Source organism: Streptomyces sp. NPDC048331 (assembly GCF_043201215.1).
Lineage (GTDB): Bacteria > Actinomycetota > Actinomycetes > Streptomycetales > Streptomycetaceae > Streptomyces.
The window spans coordinates 96,299-121,849 of sequence record NZ_JBICYT010000007.1 but is presented as its reverse complement, the minus strand read 5'-3'; the positions used below and the strand labels follow the sequence as shown (position 1 = coordinate 121,849).

At 71.6% G+C, this 25,551-nt stretch carries 21 protein-coding genes, 1 tRNA gene and 1 pseudogene; 17 read left to right on the top strand and 6 right to left on the bottom strand.

Features of this window, described 5'->3' with window-relative positions; all coding sequences use genetic code 11:
- Positions 1-109 precede the first annotated feature (109 nt).
- Entirely contained in the window at positions 110-1,666 is a 1,557-nt protein-coding gene (locus ACGFYY_RS13585; protein ID WP_393709099.1) for a PP2C family protein-serine/threonine phosphatase, read from the bottom strand.
- Positions 1,667-2,062: 396 nt separating this feature from the next.
- On the opposite strand from ACGFYY_RS13585, the gene ACGFYY_RS13580 reads away from it, so the two are divergent.
- Both ACGFYY_RS13580 and ACGFYY_RS13575 read left to right on the top strand, forming a co-directional pair.
- Positions 2,063-2,860 (top strand): bifunctional DNA primase/polymerase, encoded by a 798-nt coding sequence (locus ACGFYY_RS13580; RefSeq protein WP_393709097.1) that lies wholly within the window; start codon positions 2,063-2,065, stop codon positions 2,858-2,860.
- 109 nt (positions 2,861-2,969) lie between these two features.
- Positions 2,970-3,542 carry a hypothetical protein gene (locus tag ACGFYY_RS13575; protein WP_393709095.1) on the top strand — a complete coding sequence of 191 codons (573 nt, stop codon included), beginning with the start codon at positions 2,970-2,972 and terminating at the stop codon, positions 3,540-3,542.
- Positions 3,543-3,722: 180 nt separating this feature from the next.
- Here the strand turns inward: ACGFYY_RS13575 and ACGFYY_RS13570 are convergent, their stop codons facing one another.
- The 3 genes and pseudogenes from ACGFYY_RS13570 to ACGFYY_RS13560 all read right to left on the bottom strand — a co-directional run bounded on the left by ACGFYY_RS13570 (position 3,723) and on the right by ACGFYY_RS13560 (position 6,384).
- Positions 3,723-4,697: a DUF5926 family protein gene (locus tag ACGFYY_RS13570; protein ID WP_266483653.1), complete on the bottom strand. Its 975-nt coding sequence runs from the start codon at positions 4,695-4,697 to the stop codon at positions 3,723-3,725.
- A 201-nt stretch (positions 4,698-4,898) separates the two neighbouring features.
- Positions 4,899-5,485, bottom strand: a pseudogene (locus tag ACGFYY_RS13565) (ATP-binding protein).
- Positions 5,486-5,595: 110 nt separating this feature from the next.
- Complete coding sequence (locus tag ACGFYY_RS13560) at positions 5,596-6,384, bottom strand: glycerophosphodiester phosphodiesterase (protein ID WP_393709275.1); 789 nt, start codon at positions 6,382-6,384, stop codon at positions 5,596-5,598.
- Between the two features lie 240 nt (positions 6,385-6,624).
- Here ACGFYY_RS13560 and ACGFYY_RS13555 point away from each other — a divergent pair, with 240 nt between their 5' ends.
- The 15 genes from ACGFYY_RS13555 (at position 6,625) to ACGFYY_RS13485 (ending at position 21,569) form a co-directional block, all read left to right on the top strand.
- The gene (locus ACGFYY_RS13555) at positions 6,625-8,097 is read left to right on the top strand and encodes a trypsin-like peptidase domain-containing protein (protein WP_393709093.1); all 1,473 of its coding nucleotides are present in this window, start codon (positions 6,625-6,627) and stop codon (positions 8,095-8,097) included.
- Between the two features lie 100 nt (positions 8,098-8,197).
- Complete coding sequence (locus tag ACGFYY_RS13550; protein WP_030755598.1) at positions 8,198-9,103, top strand: LysR family transcriptional regulator; 906 nt, start codon at positions 8,198-8,200, stop codon at positions 9,101-9,103.
- A gap of 79 nt (positions 9,104-9,182) precedes the next feature.
- Positions 9,183-9,731, top strand: coding sequence for a cysteine dioxygenase family protein (locus ACGFYY_RS13545; protein WP_365264917.1), 549 nt, complete (start codon positions 9,183-9,185; stop codon positions 9,729-9,731).
- A complete protein-coding gene (locus ACGFYY_RS13540; RefSeq protein WP_393709090.1) occupies positions 9,731-10,777 on the top strand; it encodes a YeiH family protein in 1,047 nt (348 codons plus the stop codon). Before ACGFYY_RS13545 ends, ACGFYY_RS13540 begins: the two co-directional genes overlap by 1 nt.
- A gap of 267 nt (positions 10,778-11,044) precedes the next feature.
- Positions 11,045-11,992: a trypsin-like serine peptidase gene (locus tag ACGFYY_RS13535; protein ID WP_393709088.1), complete on the top strand. Its 948-nt coding sequence runs from the start codon at positions 11,045-11,047 to the stop codon at positions 11,990-11,992.
- Positions 11,993-12,041: 49 nt separating this feature from the next.
- Positions 12,042-12,126: transfer RNA gene (locus ACGFYY_RS13530), tRNA-Ser, on the top strand.
- Positions 12,127-12,691: 565 nt separating this feature from the next.
- Entirely contained in the window at positions 12,692-13,129 is a 438-nt protein-coding gene (locus ACGFYY_RS13525; protein ID WP_393709086.1) for a DUF6344 domain-containing protein, read from the top strand.
- 654 nt (positions 13,130-13,783) lie between these two features.
- A complete protein-coding gene (locus ACGFYY_RS13520; RefSeq protein ID WP_393709083.1) occupies positions 13,784-14,095 on the top strand; it encodes a hypothetical protein in 312 nt (103 codons plus the stop codon).
- A 165-nt stretch (positions 14,096-14,260) separates the two neighbouring features.
- Positions 14,261-15,412: an acyl-CoA dehydrogenase family protein gene (locus ACGFYY_RS13515; RefSeq protein WP_393709081.1), complete on the top strand. Its 1,152-nt coding sequence runs from the start codon at positions 14,261-14,263 to the stop codon at positions 15,410-15,412.
- A complete protein-coding gene (locus tag ACGFYY_RS13510; protein ID WP_393709079.1) occupies positions 15,409-16,413 on the top strand; it encodes a bifunctional MaoC family dehydratase N-terminal/OB-fold nucleic acid binding domain-containing protein in 1,005 nt (334 codons plus the stop codon). Before ACGFYY_RS13515 ends, ACGFYY_RS13510 begins: the two co-directional genes overlap by 4 nt.
- A complete protein-coding gene (locus tag ACGFYY_RS13505; RefSeq protein ID WP_393709077.1) occupies positions 16,413-17,507 on the top strand; it encodes an acyl-CoA dehydrogenase family protein in 1,095 nt (364 codons plus the stop codon). Before ACGFYY_RS13510 ends, ACGFYY_RS13505 begins: the two co-directional genes overlap by 1 nt.
- Complete coding sequence (locus ACGFYY_RS13500) at positions 17,504-17,926, top strand: MaoC/PaaZ C-terminal domain-containing protein (protein ID WP_393709075.1); 423 nt, start codon at positions 17,504-17,506, stop codon at positions 17,924-17,926. Before ACGFYY_RS13505 ends, ACGFYY_RS13500 begins: the two co-directional genes overlap by 4 nt.
- A complete protein-coding gene (locus tag ACGFYY_RS13495) occupies positions 17,923-19,089 on the top strand; it encodes a lipid-transfer protein (protein WP_393709073.1) in 1,167 nt (388 codons plus the stop codon). The genes ACGFYY_RS13500 and ACGFYY_RS13495 overlap by 4 nt, the downstream gene beginning before the upstream one ends.
- Positions 19,090-19,223: 134 nt before the next feature.
- The gene (locus ACGFYY_RS13490; RefSeq protein WP_365264939.1) at positions 19,224-19,757 is read left to right on the top strand and encodes a SigE family RNA polymerase sigma factor; all 534 of its coding nucleotides are present in this window, start codon (positions 19,224-19,226) and stop codon (positions 19,755-19,757) included.
- Between the two features lie 162 nt (positions 19,758-19,919).
- Positions 19,920-21,569, top strand: coding sequence for a long-chain fatty acid--CoA ligase (locus ACGFYY_RS13485; protein ID WP_393709071.1), 1,650 nt, complete (start codon positions 19,920-19,922; stop codon positions 21,567-21,569).
- A gap of 10 nt (positions 21,570-21,579) precedes the next feature.
- Here the strand turns inward: ACGFYY_RS13485 and ACGFYY_RS13480 are convergent, their stop codons facing one another.
- Both ACGFYY_RS13480 and ACGFYY_RS13475 read right to left on the bottom strand, forming a co-directional pair.
- Positions 21,580-22,155, bottom strand: coding sequence for an antibiotic biosynthesis monooxygenase (locus ACGFYY_RS13480; protein ID WP_365264943.1), 576 nt, complete (start codon positions 22,153-22,155; stop codon positions 21,580-21,582).
- A gap of 13 nt (positions 22,156-22,168) precedes the next feature.
- The gene (locus tag ACGFYY_RS13475; protein ID WP_393709068.1) at positions 22,169-25,501 is read right to left on the bottom strand and encodes a PAS domain-containing protein; all 3,333 of its coding nucleotides are present in this window, start codon (positions 25,499-25,501) and stop codon (positions 22,169-22,171) included.
- Positions 25,502-25,551 lie beyond the last annotated feature (50 nt).

Sequence of the window (25,551 nt, the reverse complement as noted above, 5' to 3'; positions counted from 1 at the left end):
CAGCTACGACGGTACGGACCTGGGTGTGGACCGCATCCATCGTATGCGTGTGCGGAAGAGAGCTGTTCCGAATCGTGCCGTCCGTCACGATTCGGAACAGCTCCGGGTCTCATTCGAACCGGGCCGCGAGCAACACGATGTCCTCGGGTGCGTCGGTCGGGTTCCCCCCGGGCAGCACGGTCCGCAGGATGTGCTCGCACAGGGCGGCCGGATCCTCGCGGACGCTGCGGGGAGCCCCCGCGGCCGCGGCGTGCAGCCGGGCGTAGGCCCGGTCCATCGGGTCGCCCGTGTGGTGCAGCAGCCCGTCGGTGTAGAGAAGCACCGTTTCTCCGGGTGCGGGTTCGATCTCCACGCTCGGCGCCTCCCAGCAGGACAGCATGCCCAGGGGCGCGGAGAGCGAGGTCTCCACGTACTCGGTGCGGTGCTCGCCGATCAGCAGGGGCGGGGTGTGCCCGGCACCGGCCAGGATGATCTTGCTGCCCTGGCCGGTGGATTGCGGCCCCCCGGCAGGCTCGCAGTAGGCGAAGAGCGCGGTGGCGGAGCGGGCGGGCTCGGTGAGGCGCAGCAACAGTTCCAGGTCGGACAGGACCGCTACCGGGTCCTCGCCCTCCATGACGGCGTAGGCCCGCAGCGAGGCGCGCAGCCGCCCCATCGCGGCGACGGCGCTCGGCCCGGAGCCGGTGACGGAGCCGACGGCCAGGCCCAGGGCACCCTCGGGCAGCGGCAGGGCGTCGTACCAGTCACCCCCGCCGAGCGGCCCGGTGTGGTGGCGGGCCGCGAGCTGTACCCCGGGGATCCGGGGGAGCCGGCTCGGCAGCAGTTCCTCGGCGACGGTGGCCAGGTGCGAGCGGGAGCGCTCCACCTCCAGCATCCGGGCCAGGTGCTCGGCGGCGTGCCGCACGTACAGCCCGACGAGGTCGCGCCGGCGGTCGTTCGGCTCGGCCTGCTCGTCGTAGAGCCAGACGGCCGCGCCGAGTCGGCCGGTGGCCTCGGCGGTGAGGGGGAGCGAGTAGCTGGCGGCGTAGCCGAGTCGGGCGGCGACCTCACGGTGGCGGGGGTCCACGGGGGCGGCGAAACCCCCGGTTCCGGGGGGTGCGCCCGGCTCGGGGAGGAACTCGGAGCCGCCCTGGGCGTCGGGCAGGCCGTCGAGGATCCGGCCGTAGGAGGTGGCGCTGCGCGGCACGGTCTCGATGTGGCCGAGCTCCGCGTGGCCGAGCCCGAGGCCGATCGTGCTGGTCGGGCCGAGTCCGTCGGAGGGCTCCAGGACGATCAGCCCGCGGCGGGCGCCGACGAGCGTGGCTCCTGCGCGCAGGAACTCGCGCAGCGAGGTGTCGAGATCAGCGGTGCGAGCGAGGCGTTCGGTGAGCTCGTGGAGGGTGGTGAGGTCCGAGACCATGCCCGCCAGCCGGTCCTGGATGACACTGCCCGGGCCGCCGGGCGCAGGGGCCGGTGCGGGGGTGGTCCGGGCGGGCGTGGGCGCCGCAGTGTGCGGCGACGCCGTTACTGCTGGATCGATTCCAGCCACTTTCGGCAGATGCGGGGCGCTCATGGCGTCCGCCTTTCCACCTGGTGCGATTCGCCAAATAGCATCGCAAACCCCCAGATCGTGCTGCGCCGCCATCAAGGAATCCACATCTACACGCACACATGGATGCATGTCCAGCATTGCCCAGGTGGGAATCCTGGTGTCCGTGGGGCCGCAACTCACGGTCGAGCCAAGGCTAGAACTTGGCCGGAAAAAGCGGGAAGCAGTCGGTTTTTGCGATCGACTGAGCGGGCTCCGCGGGGCCTCGGGTACGTACTCGGTGATGCACGCGGCCAGTTGGCGCCGCCGGGAACCACTCGGCGCGGTCTGTCGTCCTTAGCGGCGGCCGCCGGTGTCGGTGGCCGGCGCGGGTCGCGCTCCACCCCCGCGGGACGTTTGATGGACCTGTAAGAAACTGCACGAACCGTGTGAACCTGCTTCTGGCGGACAGTGACGCGAAACCTGTACGTGTGGTGAGACACCGGTTACATGGTGTGATGTGGCCCCTCGGCGTTCAACGGAAAGGAACGAGCGCACATGCGCGAGATCCTCGGAAGGCGTCTCCAGCGGCTCCGCGATCGCTTTCAATTCCTGCGCCCCGACCCGGCACGGAGCGACGGCTCGTCCGATCTCCTCGACGCGGCGCTCGTCTGCGCCGGCACCTGGAACTGGCCCGTCCTGCCCGGCGTAGGCCGTTCCGGCTCCGACGGCACGCGATGTGCGTGCCCCGACCCCGACTGCGCCGTCCCCGGCGCGCACCCCTTCGACCCCGGCCTGCTCGCCGCCACCACCGACCCCCGGATGGTGACCTGGTGGTGGACCAACCGGCCCACCGCCCCCGTCCTGATGGCCACCGGCGGGACCGCCCCGTGCGCGGTGAGCCTGCCGGCCGGCGCGGCCGCGCGCGCCCTCGTACGACTGGACGCGCAGGGCATGCGGCTCGGTCCGGTGGTTGCCACGCCCACGCGCTGGGCGTTGCTGGTGGAGCCCTACTCCCTGGAGCGGCTCGGCGAAATCCTGTACGCGAAGGACCATGTGCCCTCCTCCCTGCGCTTCCACGGTGAGGGCGGCTACCTGTTGCTGCCGCCCTCCGCCGCGTCCAGCGGTGGCCAGGTGCGTTGGGAACGGGAGCCGCGCGCGCAGTCGACGGCGCGGCAGCCGCGGGCACGTTCGACGCGGGCCAGGGCGGATGCGCGGGCGCACGCACAGGTACGCGCGCAGGCATCGCAGCCATCGGAGGGAAAGCTCTGGCTGCCTGAGATCGAGGCGGTCGTGGACGCTCTGGTCGAGGCCAGCAGCGGTGCGCCCGGTGGCGGCAGCAGGCTCGCGTACTGACCTGCCGGGCCTGTGAGGATCACTCGTACGGGTGCCAGCAGGACGCGTTTCCAAGGGAATTGGGCGCGGGGATCTCCGTGCCCCATTCCCGCCTCGCTATGTTCGGCGAATGAATCTCCGCCTGATCGGTATCGGCGCCGGTGTGTTGATCATCTTGTCGCTCCCGCTCGCCGGCGCGATCGCCGGGCCGGACTTTGCCGGTCAGGACGACGGGAAAGGCGGCGGCCTGTTCTCGGCGCTCGGCCTTTCCGACTCCTCCCGTACGTCCTCGGCCGCGCCCGCGCGTTCGACGCCGACGGCCGACCCGCAGCAGCCCGGGCCGGCCGAGCAACCCCGTACGGATTCCCGCTGCGGCCCCGAGTTGTCCTCGCCGCACGGAGTGGAGGCGCAAACCTGTGTGTTGGCCGGTGAAGGTCAGACGTGGGGCCGGAGTTACTACCGGAATACAAGTGGTCGCGCTGTGGACGCGGTGCTGACGGTGATGGGTCCGGCCGGACGTACGGTCCAGATCCGGTGCGCGGTGGGCGCGGGGGACGAACCGGGTTTGTGCGAGACGCCGAAGGAGGCTTCGGCAGGCGACCCGGAGAGTTACTCGGCTGTAGCGGAATTTGCAGTTCCGGATGATGAAGGGGAACTGCTCTTGAGGTCCGGGAGCAACTCACCGGCGCCGGGTGATCGTTGATCGGACCCGGAAAATCAAGGGCCCGGTCGCTGGCGACGGGGGATGCACCAGCGACCGGGCTACAAGAACGGTAACAAGAGATCGCCTGTACGCAAATTCGATCTCCGATATTCAGACACCGATTTGCAGACGATTAGCGGGAGTTGTGACTCCGGTCACCGGCTCCGCGCGGGCGTTCCGTCAGCTGAGCGTCACCTGGCGGTTGGTGAGTCCGCCGCGCGCCCGACGCTCCTCCGTGGTCAGCGGGGCGTCCGTGGCCAGAGCCCCGGCCAGCCGCTCGGCGAACTCCGCAGCGGGCTTCTCGACGTCGTCGGCCGTGACCCCGGTGGGCAGGTCCCAGACCGGGACCATCAGGCCGTGGGCGCGGAAGGAGCCGACGAGCTTCGTGCCCTCGCCGAGTGAGGACGTGCCGGCCGCGTGCAGTCGCGCGAGGGCGTCGAGCAGCTTCTCCTCGGGGTGCGGCATGACCCACCGCAGGTGGTTCTTGTCCGGCGTTTCGCACCAGTAGGCAGCGTCCACGCCGGTCAGCTTGACGGTGGGAATGGCGGCCGCGTTGGCGCGCTCCAGCGAGGCGGCGATCTCGGGCGAGGCGTTCTGGGCGTTCTCGGATTCCGGAATCCAGAATTCGAAGCCGGTGTGCACAACCGGCTCGAAACCGCCGTCGGCGTCCAGGAGATCCTGAAGTCGGGGACCCTCGGCGGGAACCCGACGGGCGGCGACCGGCGTACCGGGCTCCGCCACGAGGGCACGCTCCAGGGTGTCGGCCATGTCGCGGCCGAGGTCCCCGGAGGACGAGTCGTTCTGCAGGCCGAGGAGGACGGACCCGTCCTCGCGGCGCAGCGCCGGCCACGCCATGGGCAGTACGGTCACCAGGGTGACGGAGGGGACGCCCTCGGGCAGACCACCCTTGAGGGACAGCGGGACGGTGGCGGCGGGCACCAGCTCGCGCAGCGCGACCCAGTCGCACTCGCCCGGCAGTCCTTCGAAGGGGCGCCGCACGTGCTCGGTGACGGCGTGCGCGGCGGCTGCGCCGTGGCAGGCCTTGTAGCGGCGGCCGGATCCGCAGGGACAGGGCTCGCGGGCGCCCACGACGGGGATCTCACCGTTGTTGAGCTGCGGCTTTGCAGTCTTGGCTGCGGGGCGCTTCTTGGCCATCGTGCGTGTCTCCCGGTTGCGGCGGTACGGCGTCGTGTCTGGGCGCGAGCCTAGCCGTTCGTACCGCCGGAACCGGTTGGGTGCGGCCGGGAGCACGGTCGGCGTGCGCTCCCGGACGGCCGCCTGTGCGGATGACCGGTACTACTGTGCTGCTGTCGTGCTGTTGGTCGGTCGTGTTCGTCGGCGATCGCGGATCCCGGTTCAGGGATCGAGGTCGTCGAATGCCGTGCTGAAGTCGATCGCCGGGGGCGCAACGCGCGTAGCGAAATCGTCGTGCCGGGGCCCACAGGCAACGATCACCCACACGGTGACCTCACCCGCCGCTCCGTCCCGGACACCCCAGTCCTGGGCCAGGGCGCTGATGATGTTCAGCCCCCGACCGCCCCGTGCGGTGACCGAGGGCGTGGCAGGAACCGGGCGGGTGGGCCCGCCTCCGTCCGTGACCTCGACCGTCAGTCGACCCGCTCTGTCGACGCGCCATGCGGCGCGTATCTCCCCGTCCCCGACCTCCCGAGCACCGAGCGGCCTGCCGTGTCGGCAGGCGTTGCTGAGCAGTTCGGAAAGGATCAGTACGGCATCGTCCACGACCGATTCGGGCACCCCGCTGATACGCAGTTGCTCGCGCATCCGGTGTCTTGCCTCGCCCACGCCCGCAGGACCATGGCGTACGTCCATGCACGACGACGTGGGCACTTCTTGTGCCACCATCAACGCCACCCCCGGAACCTCCTTAGCCCCACGCATGGTCTGGATGCCCCAATGGCCTGGACCGGAAACCGCCGAAGCAGCCCGAAGCGGGCCCCTCTGACGCATTCATGTCGACCGAATGCGGAGCGGATGCGCCGGTGCACACCCTGTAACGAACGGGTCGGAGGTGGCAGGTGTGTAAATGGGGGTTTCAGCGCCCGAGTTGGGACAGAACCTGGCGAGGTCTGTTCGTGATGATTGCTTCCACGCCCAGATCAGCGCAGAGCTGAACGTCTTCGGGTTCGTTCACGGTCCAGACGTGTACGGAGTGACCCGCGCCCTGGAGCTTGTGGATGAAGGCGGGGTGATTGCGCACGATCCGCATCCCCGGGCCGGCGATCGTCACGCCGGCCGGCAGCCGCCCGTCTCGCATCCGGGGCGAGATGAACTGCATCAGGTACACCGTCGGGATCGTCGGCGCGGCCGCCCGGACCCGGTGCAGGGAGCGTGCGGAGAAGCTCATGACCCGCACCGGGTGCGGACCCTCGGCCGGTGGGGTGTCCAGGCCGAAGCGCTCGAGGAGGGCGAGGAGGCGCTCCTCCACCTGTCCGGCCCAGCGGGTCGGATGCTTCGTCTCGATCGCGAGCTGCACCGGCCGTCCGGCGTCGGAGACCAGCTCCAGCAGGCGCTCCAGCGTGAGGACGGAGGTGCGCTCGGGGTCCGCGTCCCAGTCGGGGGACTCCTCGAGGTCCTTCCAGGAGCCGAAGTCGAGGGCGGCGAGATCGGCCAGCTCCAGGGCGGAGACGGCGCCGCGGCCGTTCGAGGTGCGGTTCACCCGGCGGTCGTGGACCAGCACCAGATGGCCGTCCGCGGTCAGCCGGACATCGCATTCGAGGCCGTCGGCGCCGTCCTCGATGGCCTTGCGGTAGGCGGCCAGGGTGTGCTCGGGGGCATCCTCCGAGGCGCCGCGGTGGGCGACTACCTGGATGGTGCGCGGCATTGCGTGGGTCACCGGGTCATGGTGCCACCGAGATGCCCCCGGGCGTCGGGACGGACCCCGAGAGTGCATCCGTAATGTCGGATATAAAGAATGGGGAGAGATGCACAGGTCCGGCTTACAGTGCTCTGACGGGTCATGGGAAAGGCTTTGCCCAGGAACTTGTGCGGCACGTCGAACGTTCAGTCGGACCGATATCGCCAGAGAATTTTCTGAAGCCGTGTGTGACGAGGAGAGAGCGCTGTGAGCAACGAGAACGAGGGCACCGCGGCCCCGACACCCCCCGCGGCCCCGTCCGTACCCCCTGCTCCGGCCTCCGAGACGCAGGATGCGGCCCCCGCTGCCCCCGCGCCCGCCGTCGGCGAGCCGGTGACCCAGCAGCTGCCGCCGACTCCGGCGCCCGGCACCGACCCCACCCAGCAGATCCCGCCCGTACAGGCGCCCCCCGCCTACGGTCAGGCTCCCGCCCCGGCCGCGCACGGGGCCGAGGGCTGGCCGCCTCCGCCGCCCACGGTGCCGGCGTACGGCGCGGGCGGCGGCCACGGCGGCGGCGCCTGGGGCGCTCCCCTGACCGCCGACGGCCACCCCGCGCCCAAGCCGAAGGGCAAGGGCGGCCTGGTCGCGGGCGTTCTCGTGGCGGCCCTCCTCGCGGGCGGCATCGGCGGTGGGGTCGGATACTGGGCCGCCCAGCGCAGCGACGACGGCACCGGCTCCACCACGATCAGCGCCGCGAACACACCCAAGGACCTCAAGCGCGAAGCCGGCTCGATCGCCGGTCTGGCCGCCGGGGCCCTGCCCAGCGTGGTCACCATCGAGGCCTCGGCCGGCGACGGCGAGGGCGGCACCGGCACCGGGTTCGTCTACGACCAGCAGGGCCACATCCTCACCAACAACCACGTCGTGGCCTCCGCCGCGAACGGCGGCAAGCTCTTCGCGATCTTCTCCGACGGCAAGCGGTACGACGCCGAGGTCGTGGGCCGCGCCCAGGGCTACGACGTCGCCGTCCTCAAGCTGAAGACCCCGCCGGCCGGCCTCAAGCCGCTGCCGCTGGGCGACTCCGACAAGGTCGCGGTCGGCGACTCGACCATCGCGATCGGCGCCCCCTTCGGCCTGTCCAACACGGTCACCACCGGCATCGTGAGCGCCAAGAACCGCCCGGTCGCCTCCGGGGACGGCTCCGGCGGCAAGAACTCGTACATGAGCGCCCTCCAGACGGACGCCTCGATCAACCCCGGCAACTCGGGCGGCCCGCTGCTCGACGGACGCGGCGCGGTCATCGGCATCAACTCCGCGATCCAGTCGGCGGGCAACGGCGGCTTCGGCGGCGGCCAGGCCGGTTCCATCGGCCTCGGCTTCGCCATCCCGATCAACCAGGCGAAGAACGTCGCCGAATCGCTGATCAAGACGGGCAAGCCGGTCTACCCGGTGATCTCGGTCTCGGTCGACCTCCAGGCCAAGTCCGAGGGCGCCAAGATCTCCGAGCAGGGCGCGGCCGCCAACGAGCTCGTCGACCCGAACGGCCCCGCCGGCAAGGCGGGCCTCAAGCCCGGCGACATCATCACCGAGTTCGGCGGCAAGCCGGTCGACAGCGGCCCGACCCTGATCAGCATGATCTGGACGTACAAGCCCGGCGACACCGTCAAGCTGACCTACCTGCGCGGCGGTAAGCCGACCACGGTCGACATCACGCTCGGCTCGCGGGTCGGCGACAAGTAGCAGCACCCGAGCACCACCGGTCGCGGCGGCGACCCGATGAGGAGGGGCCGTAGGCGGGAATCCGCCTACGGCCCCTCCAACGTCCGCTTATGCTTCGCTGGTGTTCGATTCTCGGCACATACGGACCTTTCACGCGGTGGTCGCCTCCGGGTCGTACTCGGCCGCCGCCCGCGTGCTGGGCTACACCCAGCCCGCCATCACCCAGCAGATGAAGGCGCTCGAACGCGCCGTCGGCACCCCGCTGTTCACGCGCGTGGGGCGCAAGATGCAGCTCACCGAGGCCGGGGAGTCCCTCTCCCGGCACGCCGAGACCATCCTCGGCAACCTCTCCGCCGCCGAGGCCCAGCTGAGGGCGTACGCCCGGCTGCGCACCGGACGGGTCAGACTGTGCGGCTTCCCCAGCGCCAATGTCACCCTCGTCCCCGAGGCCCTGAGCGGCCTGGCCAAGGACCATCCGGGCATACAGGTGGAACTGCTGGAGGGCGAGCCCCCGGAATCGCTGCGCCGACTGGAGCGCGGGGAGTGCGACATCACCCTGGCCTTCACCTATCCCGGGCTGCACGAGGAGATCCCGGAGGAGGTCGCCGAGGTCAGGCTGATGGAGGACCAGCTGACGGTGCTGCTCCCGACCGGGCACCCGCTGGCCCGCCGCCGCGCCGTGCACCTGGCCGACCTCGCCGAGGAACGGTGGATCGCGGGCTGCCCGCGCTGCCGGGCGAACTTGCTGCACGAATGCGCGGAACTGGGGTTCGTCCCCGACATCCGCTTCGCCACCGACGACAACCTGGTCGTGCAGAGCCTGGTCGCACAAGGACTGGGCGTGGCGATGATGCCGGCCCTGGTGCTGCCCTCCCTCTCGCTGAGTCGGGTCTGCGGGCGTGCCCTCCAGCCCGCCGCGCGCCGGCACATCGCCGCGTACGTCTACCGCGACCATCTGCGGATCCCGGCGACGGCCGTGGTGCTCGACGCGTTGAAACAGGTGGCGGCGAATCGGGTCGGCTGCTGACCGATCCATAAGCAGTGCTTGGGATTTCAGGTCATAACTGTCGTTGGACGTGATGGAACGTCGGCAGCACGCTGCCGATATGACCACCACCACGCCGGCCCGCACCACCACGAGGATGGCCGCCCTCGTCAGTGAGATCCGCACCGTCGTGGAGCGGGGGCTTGCCCCCGACCTCACCGCGTACCTGGTGGGCGAACGGCTCGCCCCGCACCTGGGCGCGCCCGACCTGCTGACCCCGGCGCAGCGGGAAGGCGACCCGGAGCGCTACCGGCAGCACATCCTGCACGCCGAGTCGGACGGCAGCTTCTCCGTGGTCGCACTGGTGTGGCTGCCCGGGCAGGAGACCTGCATCCATGACCACGTGTCCTGGTGCGTGGCCGGGGTGCACGAGGGTGAGGAGAGCGAACGCCGCTTCCGGCTCGCTCCGGGCGCCGGCCCCGCCCGGCTGGTGGCCACCGAGGACGTGGTCAACGCCCAGGGCGATGTCTGCGGGTTCGCTCCGCCCGGTGACATCCACAAGGTGCGCAACTCCTGTACGACCAAGGCGATATCGGTGCACGTGTACGGCGCCGACGTCTCCCGGCTGGGCACCAGCATCCGTCGCGTCTACACGCTCCCCGTCGACTGATGGCCCTCCTCCACCGCCCTCAGGGCACGTCGGTGCGGCCTGTTTCACGTGAAACACCCACTCCGTGGACCGGGTTGGCGATGGCCGCCGGCGGCGCGCTGACGGCCTGGTGCGTCCACCGCCTCGTGCCCGCCGTGCCGATGCTGACCGCGTCGGTGCTGCTGGGCATCGCGGTGGCGCATCTGCCGGGCCTACGGACGTTCGTACGCGCGGCCGCGCGCCCGGGTCTCTCCCTGGCCGGCCGCCGGCTGATGCGGATGGGCATCGTCCTGCTGGGCCTCGGCCTGGGGCTGGACCAGGTGCTTCGGTTGGGCTGGGCCACGGTGGCCATGGTGATCGGCGTGGTCGCGGCCACCTTCCTCGGCACGCTCTGGCTGGGTCGTCGCCTGGGACTCCCCGGAGACCAGCCGCTGTTGATCGCCACCGGGTACTCGATATGCGGCGCTTCGGCGATCGGTGCGGTGAGCGAGGTGTCCGGGAGCGACGAGGAGGACGTGGCCGCCTCGGTGGCGCTGGTCACTCTCTGCGGGACGCTCGCCATTGGGGTACTCCCGCTTCTCCAAGGGCCGTTGGGGCTCTCCGACCCCGCCTTCGGGCGGTGGGTCGGCGCCGGGGTCCACGATGTCGGCCAGGTCGTGGCCACCGCGCAGACCGCGGGCCCCGCCGCCCTGGGCGAGGCGGTCCTGGTCAAGCTGATGCGGGTGGCGCTGCTCGCCCCGTTGGTGGCGGCCGTGGCCTTCTCGGTACGGGCCCGGCGCCGCGGGGTGCGTACCGCCTCGGGCCGCAGGCCGGCGCCGGTGCCGCTGTTCGTGCTCGGGTTCCTGGCCGCGGCCGCGCTGCGCGCCACCGGGGTCCTGCCCGACGTAGCGCTGGAATGGGCGCGCACCGCCCAGGAGGCCCTGCTGGCGGCGGCCTTGTTCGGTCTGGGGAGCGCGGTGCACCTGCCGACGCTGGCCCGGACCGGAGGGCGGGCCGCGGCTCTGGGGCTCGGGGCGTGGGTGGTGGTGGCGGGAGTCTCGTACGCGGGCGTGATGCTCACGATCTGACGCCGTAGGCGGCCCCACAATGGCGCAACGGCGAGGAGTTGGCCATTTCCTGGCCGGAACCGACCGAACGTTCCGACTGCCTCCTGACATTGCGAGGCGCCCGTGCCACTCTGCCCCCGGTAATCCGCTCGACGCACGACGCACGACGCTCGACGCACGACGCTCGACGTTCCATGAACCGCGCACAGCCGATCCGCACCGACCGCTCTTCACCCCCACCCTGCCCGGCTTCGTCACCCGGCCCGGGCACGGCAGAAGGAGTCATGCGTGAATCGTCATCGCACGGCCTTGTCCGTCCTGCTCGCGGCCGGCGCCCTGGTCGCGGGCGCCCTCACGGCGGCCGGCCCCTCGATCGCCGCGGATGCCCCCGCGTCCTTCCGGCAGCAGCCCACCCAAGGCTTCTGGACCGCCGAGCGGATGCGCGCAGCCGTCCCGCTCGACGTCACCGCGGTCCCCGGAGCGTCCCGTACCCCGGTCGCCACATCGGCGACCCCCACGACCGTCGCCCCGACGGCGGCCGCGTCCCCCACGGCGTTCCCGCAGGCGGGAGGCGCCTGGACGACCGGCGGCGCGGTGGTGAAGACCTCGGGCCGCGTCTTCTTCACGATGGGCGAGCGGACCGCATCCTGCTCCGGTGACTCGGTCGCCAGCGCCAACGGCAGCACGGTCATCACGGCCGGCCACTGCGTGAAGTACCAGGGCGCCTGGCACACGAACTGGGTCTTCGTCCCCGCCTACAACAACGGCTCCGCGCCCTACGGGCAGTGGTCGGCCACGAAGACCTTCGCCACCGACCAGTGGGCCGCGAGCGAGGACATGAACATGGACGTCGGCCTCGCCGTCGTCGCCCCGCTGAACGGGCAGACCCTCAGCCAGGCCGTAGGGGCCCAGGGGATCGCCTTCAACGGCGGCTACAACAAGAAGATGTACTCCTTCGGCTTCCCCGCGGCGGCCCCGTACGACGGCACCAAGCTGGTCTACTGCAGCGGCAACACCGGCAAGGACTTCCTGCTGACCAAGGACCACAGCCTGGGCTGCAACATGACCGGCGGCTCCAGCGGCGGCCCCTGGTTCCAGGACTTCAACGAGGCCACGGGCCTGGGCACCCAGGTCTCGGTGAACAGCTTCGGCTACGTCTTCCTCCCGAACCGGATGTACGGCCCGTACTTCGGCAACGAGGTGAAGGCGGCCTACGACAAGGCCCAGGCCTCCTGACCCGACCCGCTCCCGCCACCCCCACGTGGCCGGTACTCTGTACCGGCCAGGTGGGTTGCCCGAGCGGCCTAAGGGAACGGTCTTGAAAACCGTCGTGGCGCGAGTCACCGTGGGTTCAAATCCCACACCCACCGCAGTGGGAACGGCCCCTGACCAGGCACTACGGTCGGGGGCCGTTTCCATGTCGGGCGCCCGTCGAACACCGTCGCGGCGGTTCTGCGGTTTCGCACCGGAATGACTGCCGACGGGGATGCCGCTCGATATCGCCAGGTCTGATCGGGCTGCCTCATACAGCACGTTGCGTGTCTCGAAACCGGATCCCCTGTTCTCGCTTCCCTCCATCTCGTTCAACGCGTCGACCGTATCCATTCCTTGGTCGCGTGCCCGCCTGGCAGTCATGGCGGCCCTGCCGCGTGCACGGCCGTACTCCGCCGGGGCAAGGCGGGCTGGGCGATTTCCCGGCTTGCCGGTCCGTCAGGGGCGTGCTGAAGGAAATGTGCAGGTCAGGCCAGGTGTGGGTGCGGGTTTTCCGTGGGTTCCGGGGAGCGAGGTGTGAGGGCCGAGCCACGGGGTTGGGCCTTCCGAGTGGTGTTTGTCGGAAGATCGGCGCGCGTCGTGGGGAGGACACGGTTGCGACCACATCATGACGAATGTATTCAGATCCGCCCGTCCGAACATCGTGAATCGAGGCACCTCGTCATGACTCACCGCAGCATCCTCACGTCGATCTGGACCTCCGTCCTCGCCGTCCTGATGGCCGTTCTCTCCGGCTTCGGTTTCGCAGTGAAGTCGGCTCCGGCCGCCGCCTCCGCCCCCGCCGCCGAGGGCACCGCCGGCACCGAGGCCACCGTCGTGCGCCGGCCGGCCGTCGCGGCCCGACGGAGCTGGCGGGCGATGATGCGGGGCGGCTCGCTGCCGCCGACCATCAAGCAGCGGATCCGCGCCGAGGCGCACGGCAAGACCCCGTCCGTACGACGTTCCACCACCGCCGCGGCCATGGGCGCCGGAACCGGAACCACCTCCCGCACGCTGACCTCGGCCGCGGTGTCCGCCGCGGTACCCACACCCGCCGCCTCGCACACAGTGCCCGCCGCCGCCACCGGTGCCGCCCGGGACGGGCTCGCGCTCGCCGCGTAGGCCGGTGGTCCCGCAGTCCCGCAGTCCCGCAGTGGTAGGTCTCAGTAGGTCCCAGTAGGTCCCAGTAGGTTCCAGTGGGTCTCTGACGTGCAGTCCATGAGAGTGAAGAGCAGTCGCAGGGTCCGGTTCGCAGGCGTACGCGCCGCCGCCGGACAAGAGGAACGGCGAGAGCAGCAGGAAGCCCGGTAACTGGCGCTGGAGCCCGGTCGGTCCTGACCGTGGATCGCGCTACGAGGGTGCCCCAGGGCGGGGCACGGATGGATCACCCCGGCTCACGCCGGGGCGCGTAGGGGCGCGCAGGGGGCGTGAAGCTTGGCATTGCAGGGCCGCAGGCCCGGGAGACGGTGGGGTTCCCGGACGGCGCGGCCCTTTTCGGCATGTTCGGGACAGGCGGTCTGGCGGAACGCTTCATCCCTTGTACGACGCGGGGTTCAGCCGCCTCCAGGGTGCTGACCTGGGGCTTCGAGGGCGCGAATGAGGTTTATCCGATGTTGGTCATACTTGCGGGGGAATCGGGCGCTCCGGGGTGGTTCGCCGGGGATTCGGTGGGCAACTCTGGTCTCGCGACGTCGTCACCACACGGAACGAACCAACAAGGCGGTCGGCCAACTGCCTTGGAGTAAGTCCCACTTCGGTTTTCTGGAGGATAAAGACATGGCAAGCATCCGTACCGCCCGCGTCATGGCCGCCGTCGCCGCTCTCCCCCTCGCCGCCGCTCTCTTCGGCGGAGTGGCCGTGGCCGACAACGGCGCCTTCGCGAACGACGGATCGAGTGCGAGCGTGGCCGGCATCGTCGGCAGCGGTGTGGGAGGCAACAACAACGGCAACTCGTCCACCTCGCAGCAGGTGGCCACGGGGGCCGGCGCCTCCAATCAGAGCAACAGCGCCCAGGTGAACGGTTCGGCCCTCACCGCGATCGATCAGTCCAACTCGACCGTCGCGGTCAACTTCGTCCCCTGGTGGTAGCCGCGACCTGAGCCGCTCCGATTCCTGAGGGCGTCCGTGCGACCGGACCGGCTGGGGTCCGGTAGTGCGGGCGCCCTCGCGCATGCCGTTCCGACCTTGACATCACAGGTGAATCTGACGGACAGTCAGGTTCCCTCGATGATGTGATGCCGGGAGGCCCGCGCCGTGCACCTCGCCCCGACCGAAGGCCAGTTGCGGCTCCGCGCCGAACTGCGCGCGTACTTCCAGGACCTGCTGCCGGACGGCCTCCCCGATGATCCGGTCCGCCGGCGCGAGCTCCTGCGCCGGGTAGGCGCCGACGGACTCCTCGGTCTCGGCTGGCCCGTCGAGTACGGCGGCCAGGGCCGCGGCGCCGACGAGCAGTTCGTCTTCTTCGACGAGGCCTACCGGGCCGGTGCCCCCGTCTCCATGGTCACGCTCAACACCGTCGGCCCGACCCTGATGAAGTACGGGACCCAGGAGCAGAAGGACTACTTCCTCCCCCGGATCCTCGCGGGCGACATCGTCTTCGCCATCGGCTACTCGGAACCCGAGGCCGGCACCGATCTCGCCGCGCTGCGCACCCGCGCCGTCCGCGAGGGATCCGACTGGCTGATCGACGGGCAGAAGGTCTTCACCTCCAACGCCCAGAACGCGGACTGGATCTGGCTCGCCTGCCGCACCGACCCCGAGGCCCCCAAGCACAAGGGCATCTCGATCATCCTGGTGCCCACCGAGACGGCGGGCTTCTCCTGGACGCCGATCGACACCGTGGGCGGGCTCACCACCACGGCCACGTACTACGACGGAGTTCGGGTGCCCGCGGGCCATCTGGTCGGCCCCGAGCACGGGGGCTGGGGGCTGATCACCAACCAGCTCAACCACGAGCGCGTCGCCCTCGCCGCCATCGGCATGCAGGCCGAGGACTTCTACGCGTACGCGCTCGACCACGCCCGCACCCCCGACCCGGTCACGGGCGACCGGTCCGCCGACCTCCCCTGGGTGCAGTCCCGGCTCGCCGAGGCGCACGCGCGCCTGGCCGCCGTACGCCTTCTCAACTGGCGCCTCGTCCAAGACGTGGGCAGTGGCGCCCTGGCCCCCGGCGACGCCAGCGGGGTGAAGTTCCTCGGCACCGAGTCCACCGTCGAGGTGTACCGGATGTGCCAGGAGGTGGTGGGCGAGGAGGCACTGATCCGCGGACCCGAGGCCTTCGCGGGTGGCGAGCTCGAACGGATGAACCGGGCCGCCCAGATCAACACGTTCGGCGGCGGGGTCAGCGAGGTCCAGCGGGAGATCGTCGCCATGATGCGGCTCGGCATGAAGGGAAGGAAGCGATGACGGCCGACGCGGATGCGGAGGTGCACGACGTGGACGCCGGCACGGCTGCTGAGACGGCTGCCGGCCCGGCTGCGACAGAGCTCGCGGCCGCGGCCGAGGAGGCAGCCGCCCGGTTCCACACGCTGCTGGCGGCCTTCGAGGGCCTGCCGGCAGCCACCGCAGGCCGCGGCAAGGACCTGGTCAACGAGCCGATGATCCGACACTGGTGCGAGGCGATGGGCGATGCCAACCCCGCCTACGCCGGGCCCGACGCCATCGCGCCCCCCACCATGCTCCAGGCCTGGACGATGGGCGGCCTCTCCGGCCACGCGGACCGCTCCTCCGCCTACGACGACCTCCTCGCGCTCCTCGACGGCGCCGGCTTCACCTCCGTGGTCGCCACCGACTGCGAGCAGGAGTACCACCGTCCCCTGCGCCCCGGCGCCGCGATCACCTTCGACGCCGTCATCGAGACCGTGTCGCCCCGCAAGACGACCAAGCTGGGCACCGGCCACTTCGTGACCACCCGCATGGATGTCCAGGCCGACGGGGAGCTCGCCGGCACCCACCGCTTCCGCATCCTCAAGTACGCGCCCGCCGCCCGGCCGGTGCGGCGCCCACCGGCGCAGCGCCCCCGCCCGGTGATCAACCGCGACAACCAGGGGTTCTGGGACGGGGTGCGCGATCACAAACTGCTGATCCAGCGCTGCACGTCCTGCGCCGCCCTGCGCTTCCCGTGGCTCCCCGGCTGCAACGCCTGCGCGAGCCCCGACTGGGACACGGTCGAGGCCTGCGGGGCCGGCACGGTGTTCAGCTACGTCGTCATGCACCACCCGCCCTTCCCGGCCTTCGACCCGCCCTACGCGGTCGCGCTCGTCGAGCTCGCCGAGGGAGTCCGGATCGTCAGCAACATCACGGGCGTGCCCTACGACAAGGTGCGCATCGGCCTCCCCGTCCAGCTGGAGTTCTTGCGCGTCGACGACGACCTCGAACTCCCCGTCTTCAGAGGGAACGAGGGCTGATGGACTTCCACCCCACGGAGGAGCAGACCGCCGCGGCCGGTCTCGCCGCCCGGATCTTCTCCGATCTCGCCACCCACGAACGCCTCGCCGAGGCCGGCACCGGCAGTGACGCCGAGCTGTGGAAGGCCCTCACCACGGCCGGACTGACCGCTGCGGTCGAGGAGCTCGGCCTGCTCGGCCTGGTCCTGCTGCTGGAGGAACAGGGCCGCACCACCGCGCAGGTCCCGTACGCCGCCACCTGCGCGTACGGGATCCTCCCCGTGGCCGCGCACGGCAGCCCCGAGCAGCGCGCCCGGCTGCTGCCCGCCCTCGGCACGGGCGAGGCGGTGGCCACCGGAGCCTTCCCGGCGCGCCGCCGGATCACCGCCGACGGCGGCCGGCTCACCGGGTCCGCCCCCGCCGTGCCGTGGCTGCGCGACGCCACGCACGTACTGGTCCCGGACGCGGACCGGGCACTGTGGCTCGTACGGACCGACGCGCCCGGCGTGCGGACCTCACCGGTGGAGACCACCGCCCCCTGGTCGGCGGGTCGGCTGACACTGACCGCCGCCGAGGGGGAACGCCTCGGATCCGAGGGCGCGTACGAGGACACACTGGCCGCCGCCCGCACCGCCTTCGCCGGACTCCAGGCGGGTGTCTGCGCGGGCTCCCTGGCCCGCGCGGTGGAGTACACCTCCACCCGTGAGCAGTTCGGCAGGCCGCTCTCCACCAACCAGGCGGTCATGCTGCGCGCGGCCGACGCCTACATGGACACCGAGGCGATCCGGGTCACCACCTACGAGGCGGCGTGGCGCATCGACCAGGGCCTTGCGGCACACGAGCACGCGCTGACGGCCGCCTGGTGGGCCTCGGAGGCGGGCAAGCGGGTCGTGCACGCGGGCCAGCACCTGCACGGCGGCATGGGCGCCGACCTCGACCACCCCGTCCACCGGCACTTCCTGTGGGGCCGCCAGCTGGACGCCTACCTGGGCTGCGGCAGCGAGCTGCTGGCCGAGCTGGGGGCCTCGATCGCGGCGTCCCCCGCCATCGCTTCGACATCCGCCGCGTCATCCGCCGCGACATCCGCTCCGACAGCCGAGGGAGAGCAGGCATGAGGGTCGGCGACACGTTGCCGCCGCTGGAGATACCGGTCACCCGCACGCTGATCGTCGCGGGCGCGGTCGCCTCCCGTGACTACCAGGACGTGCACCATGACGCGGCGCTCGCGCAGGAGAAGGGCTCCCCGGACGTCTTCATGAACATCCTGACCACGAACGGCCTGGTCGGGCGGTACATCACCGACCACCTCGGGCCGCTCGCCGTCCTGCGCAAGGTGGCCATCCGCCTCGGTGCCCCCAACTACCCGGGCGACACGATGACCCTCACCGGTACCGTCACCGCCGTCTCGGGGATCTCGGGGACCGAAGTGCCCGCGACCGCCGCCGCCCGGACCCTCGTCGAGATCCGGGTCGTGGGCGCCAACGGCATCGGCCATCACGTCACGGGCACGGTCACCGCGGAGGTGCCGGCATGAGCGTCCGCACCCGCGACGCACTCGGCGGCCGCGCCGCCATCGTCGGCATCGGAGCGACCGAGTTCTCCAAGGACTCCGGCCGCAGTGAGCTCAAGCTCGCCGTCGAGGCCGTGCACGCGGCCCTCGACGACGCCGGCCTCACCCCCGCCGACGTCGACGGCATGGTCACCTTCACGATGGACACCAGCCCGGAGATCACCGTCGCCCAGGCGGCCGGCATCGGGGACCTGTCCTTCTTCTCCCGGATCCACTACGGCGGCGGCGCGGCCTGCGCCACCGTCCAGCAGGCCGCCCTGGCCGTCGCCACCGGGGTCGCGGAGGTCGTCGTCTGCTACCGCGCCTTCAACGAGCGCTCCGGGCGCCGCTTCGGGTCCGGGGTCCAGCAGCGGGAGCCCTCCGCCGAGGGCGCGGCGCTCGGCTGGTCACTGCCCTGGGGCCTGCTGACCCCCGCGTCCTGGGTGGCCATGACCGCCCAGCGCTACCTTCACACCTACAACCTCACCCCCGAAGCCTTCGGACAGGTAGCGGTCACCGACCGCCGGCACGCCGCGAACAACCCCGCCGCGTACTTCCACGGCAAGCCCATCACCCTCGCCGACCACGCCGCCTCACGCTGGATCGTGGAACCGCTGCGGCTGCTCGACTGCTGCCAGGAGACGGACGGCGGCCAGGCCCTCGTCGTCACCACGACCGAGCGAGCCCGGGACCTGCGGCACGCGCCCGCCGTGATCACCGCGGCCGCGCAGGGCGCCGGGCGTCGCCAGGAGGGCATGACCTCCTTCTACCGCGACGACCTCACCGGGCTGCCGGAGATGGACGTGGTCGCCCGCCAGCTGTGGCGGACCAGTGGGCTGCGGCCCTCGGACATCGACGTCGGCATCCTCTACGACCACTTCACCCCCTTCGTCCTGATGCAGCTGGAGGAGTTCGGTTTCTGCGCGCCGGGTGAGGCGGCGGATTTCGTGGCCGCGGACGCGCTGCCGCTCAACACCCACGGCGGCCAGCTCGGAGAGGCGTACCTGCACGGGATGAACGGCATCGCCGAGGCCGTCCGTCAGCTGCGCGGCACCTCCGTCAACCAGGTCGCGGGGGCGGCGCACGCACTCGTCACGGCCGGCACCGGGGTCCCGACCTCCGGTCTCATCCTCGGCGTCGACGGCTGAGAACCGGGACCCGCGGCCCCCGCCCCCTCCACCTTCAGGCGGTGGGGACGGCCCTGTTCCTACAACCTGAGGTGGATCCAGCATCGGCACCTGCGGCCGATCCCACGGCGGGCGGGCGCTCCTAGCGTGGAGACATGACCACGCCTGTGTGCCCGCTCGCCTCGAATCCGACGCCGTACCCGTCGTTCTCGGCGTACGTCCGGACCCGCGGCACGGTCCTGATGCGCACCGCGCGCTCCCTCACCGCCAACCCGTGCGATGCGGAGGACCTGCTCCAGACGGCCCTCGCGAAGACGTACGTGGCCTGGGACCGGATCGAGGACCACCGCGCGCTGGACGGCTACGTCCGGCGGACCCTCGTCAACACCCGTACCTCCCAGTGGCGCAAGCGCAAGGTCGACGAGTTCGTATGCGACGAGCTCCCGGAGGCCGAGGCGGTTTCCACCTGCGACCCCGCCGAGGCGCAGGCCCTGCGCGACGCGATGTGGCGCGCGGTGACCCGGCTGCCCGACCGGCAGCGGGCCATGGTCGTCCTGCGGTACTACGAGGATCTGAGCGAGGTGCAGACGGCCGAGCTGCTCGGGGTCTCGGTCGGCACCGTGAAGAGCGCGGTCTCCCGCGCGCTGGGCAAGCTCCGCGAGGACCCGGAGCTCATGCCGGTCCGGTGAGGCGAAGGCTGTTTCACGTGAAACCTGAGGACGTCCGGGGATGTTTCACGTGAAACACGCCCTGGTTTCTACTCCCGGGTAGTGACATGCCGACCGGTACGTGCGCAGAATCGGCAGCATCCGTAGCCGCCGCAGCGCCGCAGCGCTCACCGGGAGGACGCTTTGCTCAGCACCATGCAGGACGTACCGCTCCTCGTCACCCGCATACTTCGACACGGGATGACGATCCATGGGAAGTCCCAGGTCACGACCTGGACCGGGGAGGCTGCGCCGCACCGCCGAAGCTTTGCCGAGATCGGCAACCGCGCCACCCGTCTCGCCGGCGCGCTGCGCGACGAGCTCGGAGTGCAGCAGGACGAGCGGGTCGCCACCCTCATGTGGAACAACGCCGAGCATGTCGAGGCGTACTTCGCGATCCCCTCCATGGGCGCGGTCCTGCACACCCTCAACCTGAGGCTTCCCCCTGAGCAGCTGGTCTTCATCGTCAACCACGCCGCCGACCGGGTGGTGCTGGTCAACGGCACGCTGCTGCCCCTGCTCGCACCGCTGCTGCCGCACCTGCCGACCGTCGAGCACGTGGTGGTCAGCGGAATCGGCGACCGGTCCGTGCTCGAAGGCTTGAACGTGCGCGTGCACGAGTACGAGGAGCTCCTCGCGGGCAGCTCCGACAGCTACGACTGGCCTGAACTGGACGAGCGCCAGGCCGCCGCGATGTGCTACACCTCCGGCACCACCGGGGACCCCAAGGGCGTCGTCTACTCCCACCGCTCGCTCTACCTGCACTCGATGCAGGTCAACATGACCGAGTCGATGGGGCTGACCGACCGGGACACCACCCTCGTCGTGGTCCCGCAGTTCCATGTGAACGCCTGGGGGTTGCCGCACGCCACCTTCATGACCGGTATCAACATGCTGATGCCGGACCGGTTCCTGCAGCCCGCCCCGCTCGCCGAGATGATCGAGCGGGAGAAGCCCTCGCACGCCGCGGCCGTCCCCACCATCTGGCAGGGCCTGCTGGCCGAGGTCACCGCCAACCCGCGCGACCTGACGTCGATGAAGCAGGTCACCATCGGTGGCGCGGCCTGTCCGCCCTCCCTGATGGAGGCGTACGACAAGCTCGGCGTCCGCGTCTGTCACGCCTGGGGCATGACCGAGACCTCACCTCTGGGCACGATGGCGCACCCGCCGGCCGGCCTGACCGCCGAGGAGGAGTGGCCCTATCGGATCACCCAGGGCCGCTTCCCGGCGGGCGTCGAGGCCCGGCTGATCGGCCCCGCGGGCGACCTCCTGCCCTGGGACGGGGAGTCGGCGGGCGAGCTGGAGGTGCGCGGCAACTGGATCGCGAGCTCCTACTACGGCGGCGCGTCCGGCGAACCCTTCCGGCCCGAGGACAAGTTCAGCGCCGACGGCTGGCTCAAGACCGGCGACGTCGGTGTGATCAGCGCCGACGGCTTCCTCACGCTCACCGACCGCGCCAAGGACGTCATCAAGTCCGGCGGAGAGTGGATTTCCAGCGTGGACCTGGAGAACGCGCTGATGGCGCACCCCGAGGTCGCCGAGGCCGCGGTCGTTGCGGTCCCCGACGAGAAGTGGGGAGAGCGCCCGCTGGCCACGGTCGTCCTCAAGGAGGGCGCGACCGTGAACTACACGGATCTGCGCGAGTTCCTCGCCCGGACCGTCGCCAAGTGGCAGCTGCCGGAGCGCTGGACGTTCATCGAGGCGGTACCGAAGACCAGTGTCGGCAAGTTCGACAAGAAGGTGATCCGCAAGCAGTACGCGGACGGCGCACTGGACGTCACCAAGCTCGACTGACGATCACGGTCTAACCCCGCGTGAGCCATGGCCGCAGCAGCCTGCTGACCGCGGGCATGGCCACGTAGGTCATCAGCGTGCTGAACACGAGGGCGAAGGCGGCCGTCCGCAGCACGAAGTGCAGATCCACCAGGTACGGCCCGAGCACCGCGTTGCCGACCAGCGAGATCGGGAAGATGGCCAGCCCCGAGCTGATCACCATCTTCCACCGCGGCGGCGCGGGCCGGGTCGTACCCGGCTTGGCGAACCAGGTCTCCATGCCGTGCAGTTCCCGGCGGGCTATCTCCGTGTGGTGGTGGCCGAGGCAGTTGGAGAACCACTCCGCCCGCTCCGGCGAGTCCTGCCAGCGCTCGAAGGCGGCCTGATTGCGGAAGCGGTGGACCAGGAACCACGGCCCGCCCTCCGTCGCCGGACGGAAGAGCCCGTACCCCAGGTGGTCGGGGAAGCCCGCGGCCGTTTCCAGGATGCCGTGGGCCCAGGCCTCGAAGGTCTCCTCGTGGCCTGGCTCCACCTGCCGCGCGATGAGCAGATTCACCTCCCCGTTGTCGGCGGGGACGGTGTGCTCGCTCGTGTTGATGATGGCCATCGGCCCAGGATTACTAGTTGGTGCCGATCTTGGCGAGCAGGTCCACGATGCGGCCCTGGACGTCCGCCGTGGTGGCCCGCTCCGCGAGGAAGAGGACGCTCTCGCCGGACGCGAGGCGCGGCAGTTCGGCCGGGTCGATGCCGGTCGCCGTGTAGACGACCAGAGGGGTGCGGTTCAGCTGCCCGTTCGCGCGCAGCCAGTCCACGATCCCGGCCCGCCGACGACGCACCTGCATCAGGTCCATGACCACCAGGTTGGGCCGCATCCGCGTCGCCAGCTCCACGGCGTCGGTGTCGGCGCCCGCTCGCGCGACCTGCATGCCGCGCCGTTCCAGCGCGGCGGTCAGCGCGGTCGCGATCTCGTCGTGCTCCTCGATCAGCAGCACCCGGGAAGGGTGCTGTTCGCTGTCACGCGGCGCCAGAGCCTTCAGCAGCACGGCCGGATCGGCGCCGTACGCCGCCTCGCGGGTGGCGTGCCCCAGCCCGGCCGTGACCAGTACGGGAACCTCCGCGGCCACCGCGGCCTGACGCAGGGACTGCAGAGCCGTCCGGGTGATCGGCCCGGTCAGCGGGTCGACGAACAGCGCGGCGGGGAACGCGGCGATCTGCGCGTCCACCTCCTCGCGGGAGTGCACGATCACCGGCCGGTAGCCGCGGTCGCTCAGTGCCTGCTGCGTCTGCACATCGGGCGCGGGCCACACCAGGAGCCGGCGCGGGTTGTCCAGGGGCTCCGGCGGCAGCTCGTCGTCCACGGGCTGCGGCACGGGCCGGTTGACCACCTCGACGGCGCCGCCCGGGCCGTCCAGCGGCTCGGGGCCCTCGTCGGAGCCCGCCTCGGGCGCCTCTATCACGAAGGCCCGGCCCTGCGGTGCGGGCTCGGCGAGCCGGCGACGGCGGCCGGAGCCGGAAGCCCCACCGGAACCGGAGGCCGGGCCGGCGCCGCCCGGGTCGACGGAGATGCCCTGGCCGAGGGTGCCGAGGGCGCGCACGCTGATCGGCTGCGCGGCCTGGCCCTCCGCCGGGGTGTCCTGCGGCCGACGCGCACCGGGGACCGCGACCTGGCCGGAGGGCTCGTCGCCCTCGGCAGCGGTACGGGTCGCCGGAGCCGGCGGCCATGCCGGGGCGCCACCGGCCAGCGCGCGGCGCCGGCCGGTCGGATTCTCGGCGGAATCCTCGGGCTGCGCGCCAGTGGCAGCGGCGGCGGCCTCGGGCTCGGGTTCGGCACCGGGGGTCCCCAGCACCCGGCGGCCCCGCCGCCCGGCCGGAGCGTCCGCGTCGGTACCCGCCGCGGGGGGAGCCGGCGTCGGGCCGGCGGGCAGCGCGAAGCCACCCTCGGGGGCGATGGGCCGCGCGGGAGCGGGAGTCGGCGCGAGCCCGGTCGCGGGGACCGGGCCGCCGGGCTGCGCCGGACCGGCCGGCCCCAGCGCCCGGCGCCGCCCGGCGGGATGCTCGGTCACCGGAACCGGGGGCACCGCGGGTACGGGCGGGAGGGCGGGCATGGCGGTGCCCTGCGGGGGCACCGGCCGCCCGGGGCCGTCGTGCCCGCCCGGGCCTTCGGCCTCGCCGCTGCCGTCACCGGCCCGGCCGCGCCTGCGGCCGGTGCCGAGCCCTGCCGGGTTCACCGGGGACTGCGCGAGTTCGGGGCCCGTCTCGGGAGCGTCCGCGGCCTCACCCGCGCGCCTCCGTCCGGAGGACAGCGCCAACGCGCCACCCCCCTGCGCGGCCTGTGCGGCCGCGGGGGCGGGCGGTTCGTCGTCCAGGAAGGCGTCCACCCCGCGCCGGGCACGCCGGCCGCCGGAGACCTTGCCGGGAGCCGCGCCCCCGGCCGTCCCCGCGCCGTCCGTGGTCGGACCGGTCGGAGGCTCCTCCGGCGGATCCGGCAGGACCACCGTTCCGGCACCCGAGCCGAGCGGGAGCTCCAGCACGTACGCCCCACCGGGCGCACCCGGGACCTCGACCGTCTGGAGGACGCCGCCGTGCGCGGCCACGATCCCGCGCACGATCGGCTCGTGGACCGGGTTCCCGCCCTCGTACGGCCCGCGCACCTCGATCCGTACGACGTCGCCGCGCTGCGCGGCGGCCACCACGATCGTCGAGTCGCTGTAGCCGCTGCCCTGGCGGGTCTTGCCGGTGGCGTCCACCCCGGCCACGTCCGCGACCAGGTGGGCGAGCGCGGTCGCGATCCGGTCCGCGTCCACCTCGGCCTCGATGGTCGGCGCGTGGACGGCGAACTGCGCGCGGCCCGGACCGATCAGCTCGACGGCCCCGTCGACGCCCGCCGTGACGACGGTGTTGATCAGGACGTTCTTCTTCGTGAGGCGGTCCCTGCCGGTGTCCAGGCGCTGGTAGCCGAGGACGTTGTCCACCAGCGTGGTCATCCGCGAGTACCCGGCGGCCAGGTGGTGCAGCAGCTGGTTGGCCTCCGGCCACAGCTGTCCGGCGTCGTCGGCGGCGAGCGTCGCCAGCTCACCGCGCAGCTCGTCCAGCGGGCCCCGCAGCGATTCGCCGAGGACGGCCATCAGCTGGGCGTGCCGCGCGGCGAGGGCGTCGTAGGGCCGCCGGTCGGTGAAGGTCATGACGGCGCCGACGAGCTGCTCCCCGTCCCGGACGGGAGAGGTGGTCAGGTCGACGGCGACGGGCTGTCCGGCCTTGTTCCACAGCACCTGCCCGCGGACGCGGTGCTTGCGGCCGCTGCGCAGGGTGTCGGCGAGCGGGGACTCCTCGAAGGGGAAGGGGGAGCCGTCGGCGCGGGAGTGCTGGACGAGGCCGTGCAGTTCGCGGTTGCCGAGGTCGGTGGCGCGGTAGCCGAGGATCTGGGCGGCGGCCGGGTTGACCAGCACCACCCGTCCGTCGGTGTCGGTGCCGACGACGCCCTCGGCGGCGGCGCGCAGGATCATCTCGGTCTGCCGCTGCGAGCGGGCCAGCTCGGCCTCGGTGTCCACGGTCTGCGAGAGATCGCGGACCACGAGCATCAGCAGCTCGTCACCCGTGTACGCGGGTTGCGGCTCCCGGTAGGCGTCGCGTCCGTCGAGATGCGCGCTGGTGACCTCGACGGGGAACTCGGAGCCGTCGGTACGGCGCGCGGTCATCCGTTTGGGTTTGGCGCGGCCGCCGTCGTCCTCGCCGGGCCGGCGCATGGAGCCGGGGATCAGCTTGGAGTCGAACTCGGGCAGGAGGTCGAGCACGCCCCGCCCGACGAGCCCGGTGCCGGGGCTCTCCATGACCTCGAGCGCGATCGAATTGGCGTTGACGACCGTGCCGTTGGCGTTGACGAGCAACAGCGCGTCCGGAAGAGCGTCGAGTATTGCTGCGAGGCGAGCAGCGCCTCGGGATGGCCTGCTGCTCACGACGAGCTTCCTCCCTGACCAACAACTACCGGCAAGTCACGGGAGGAGTC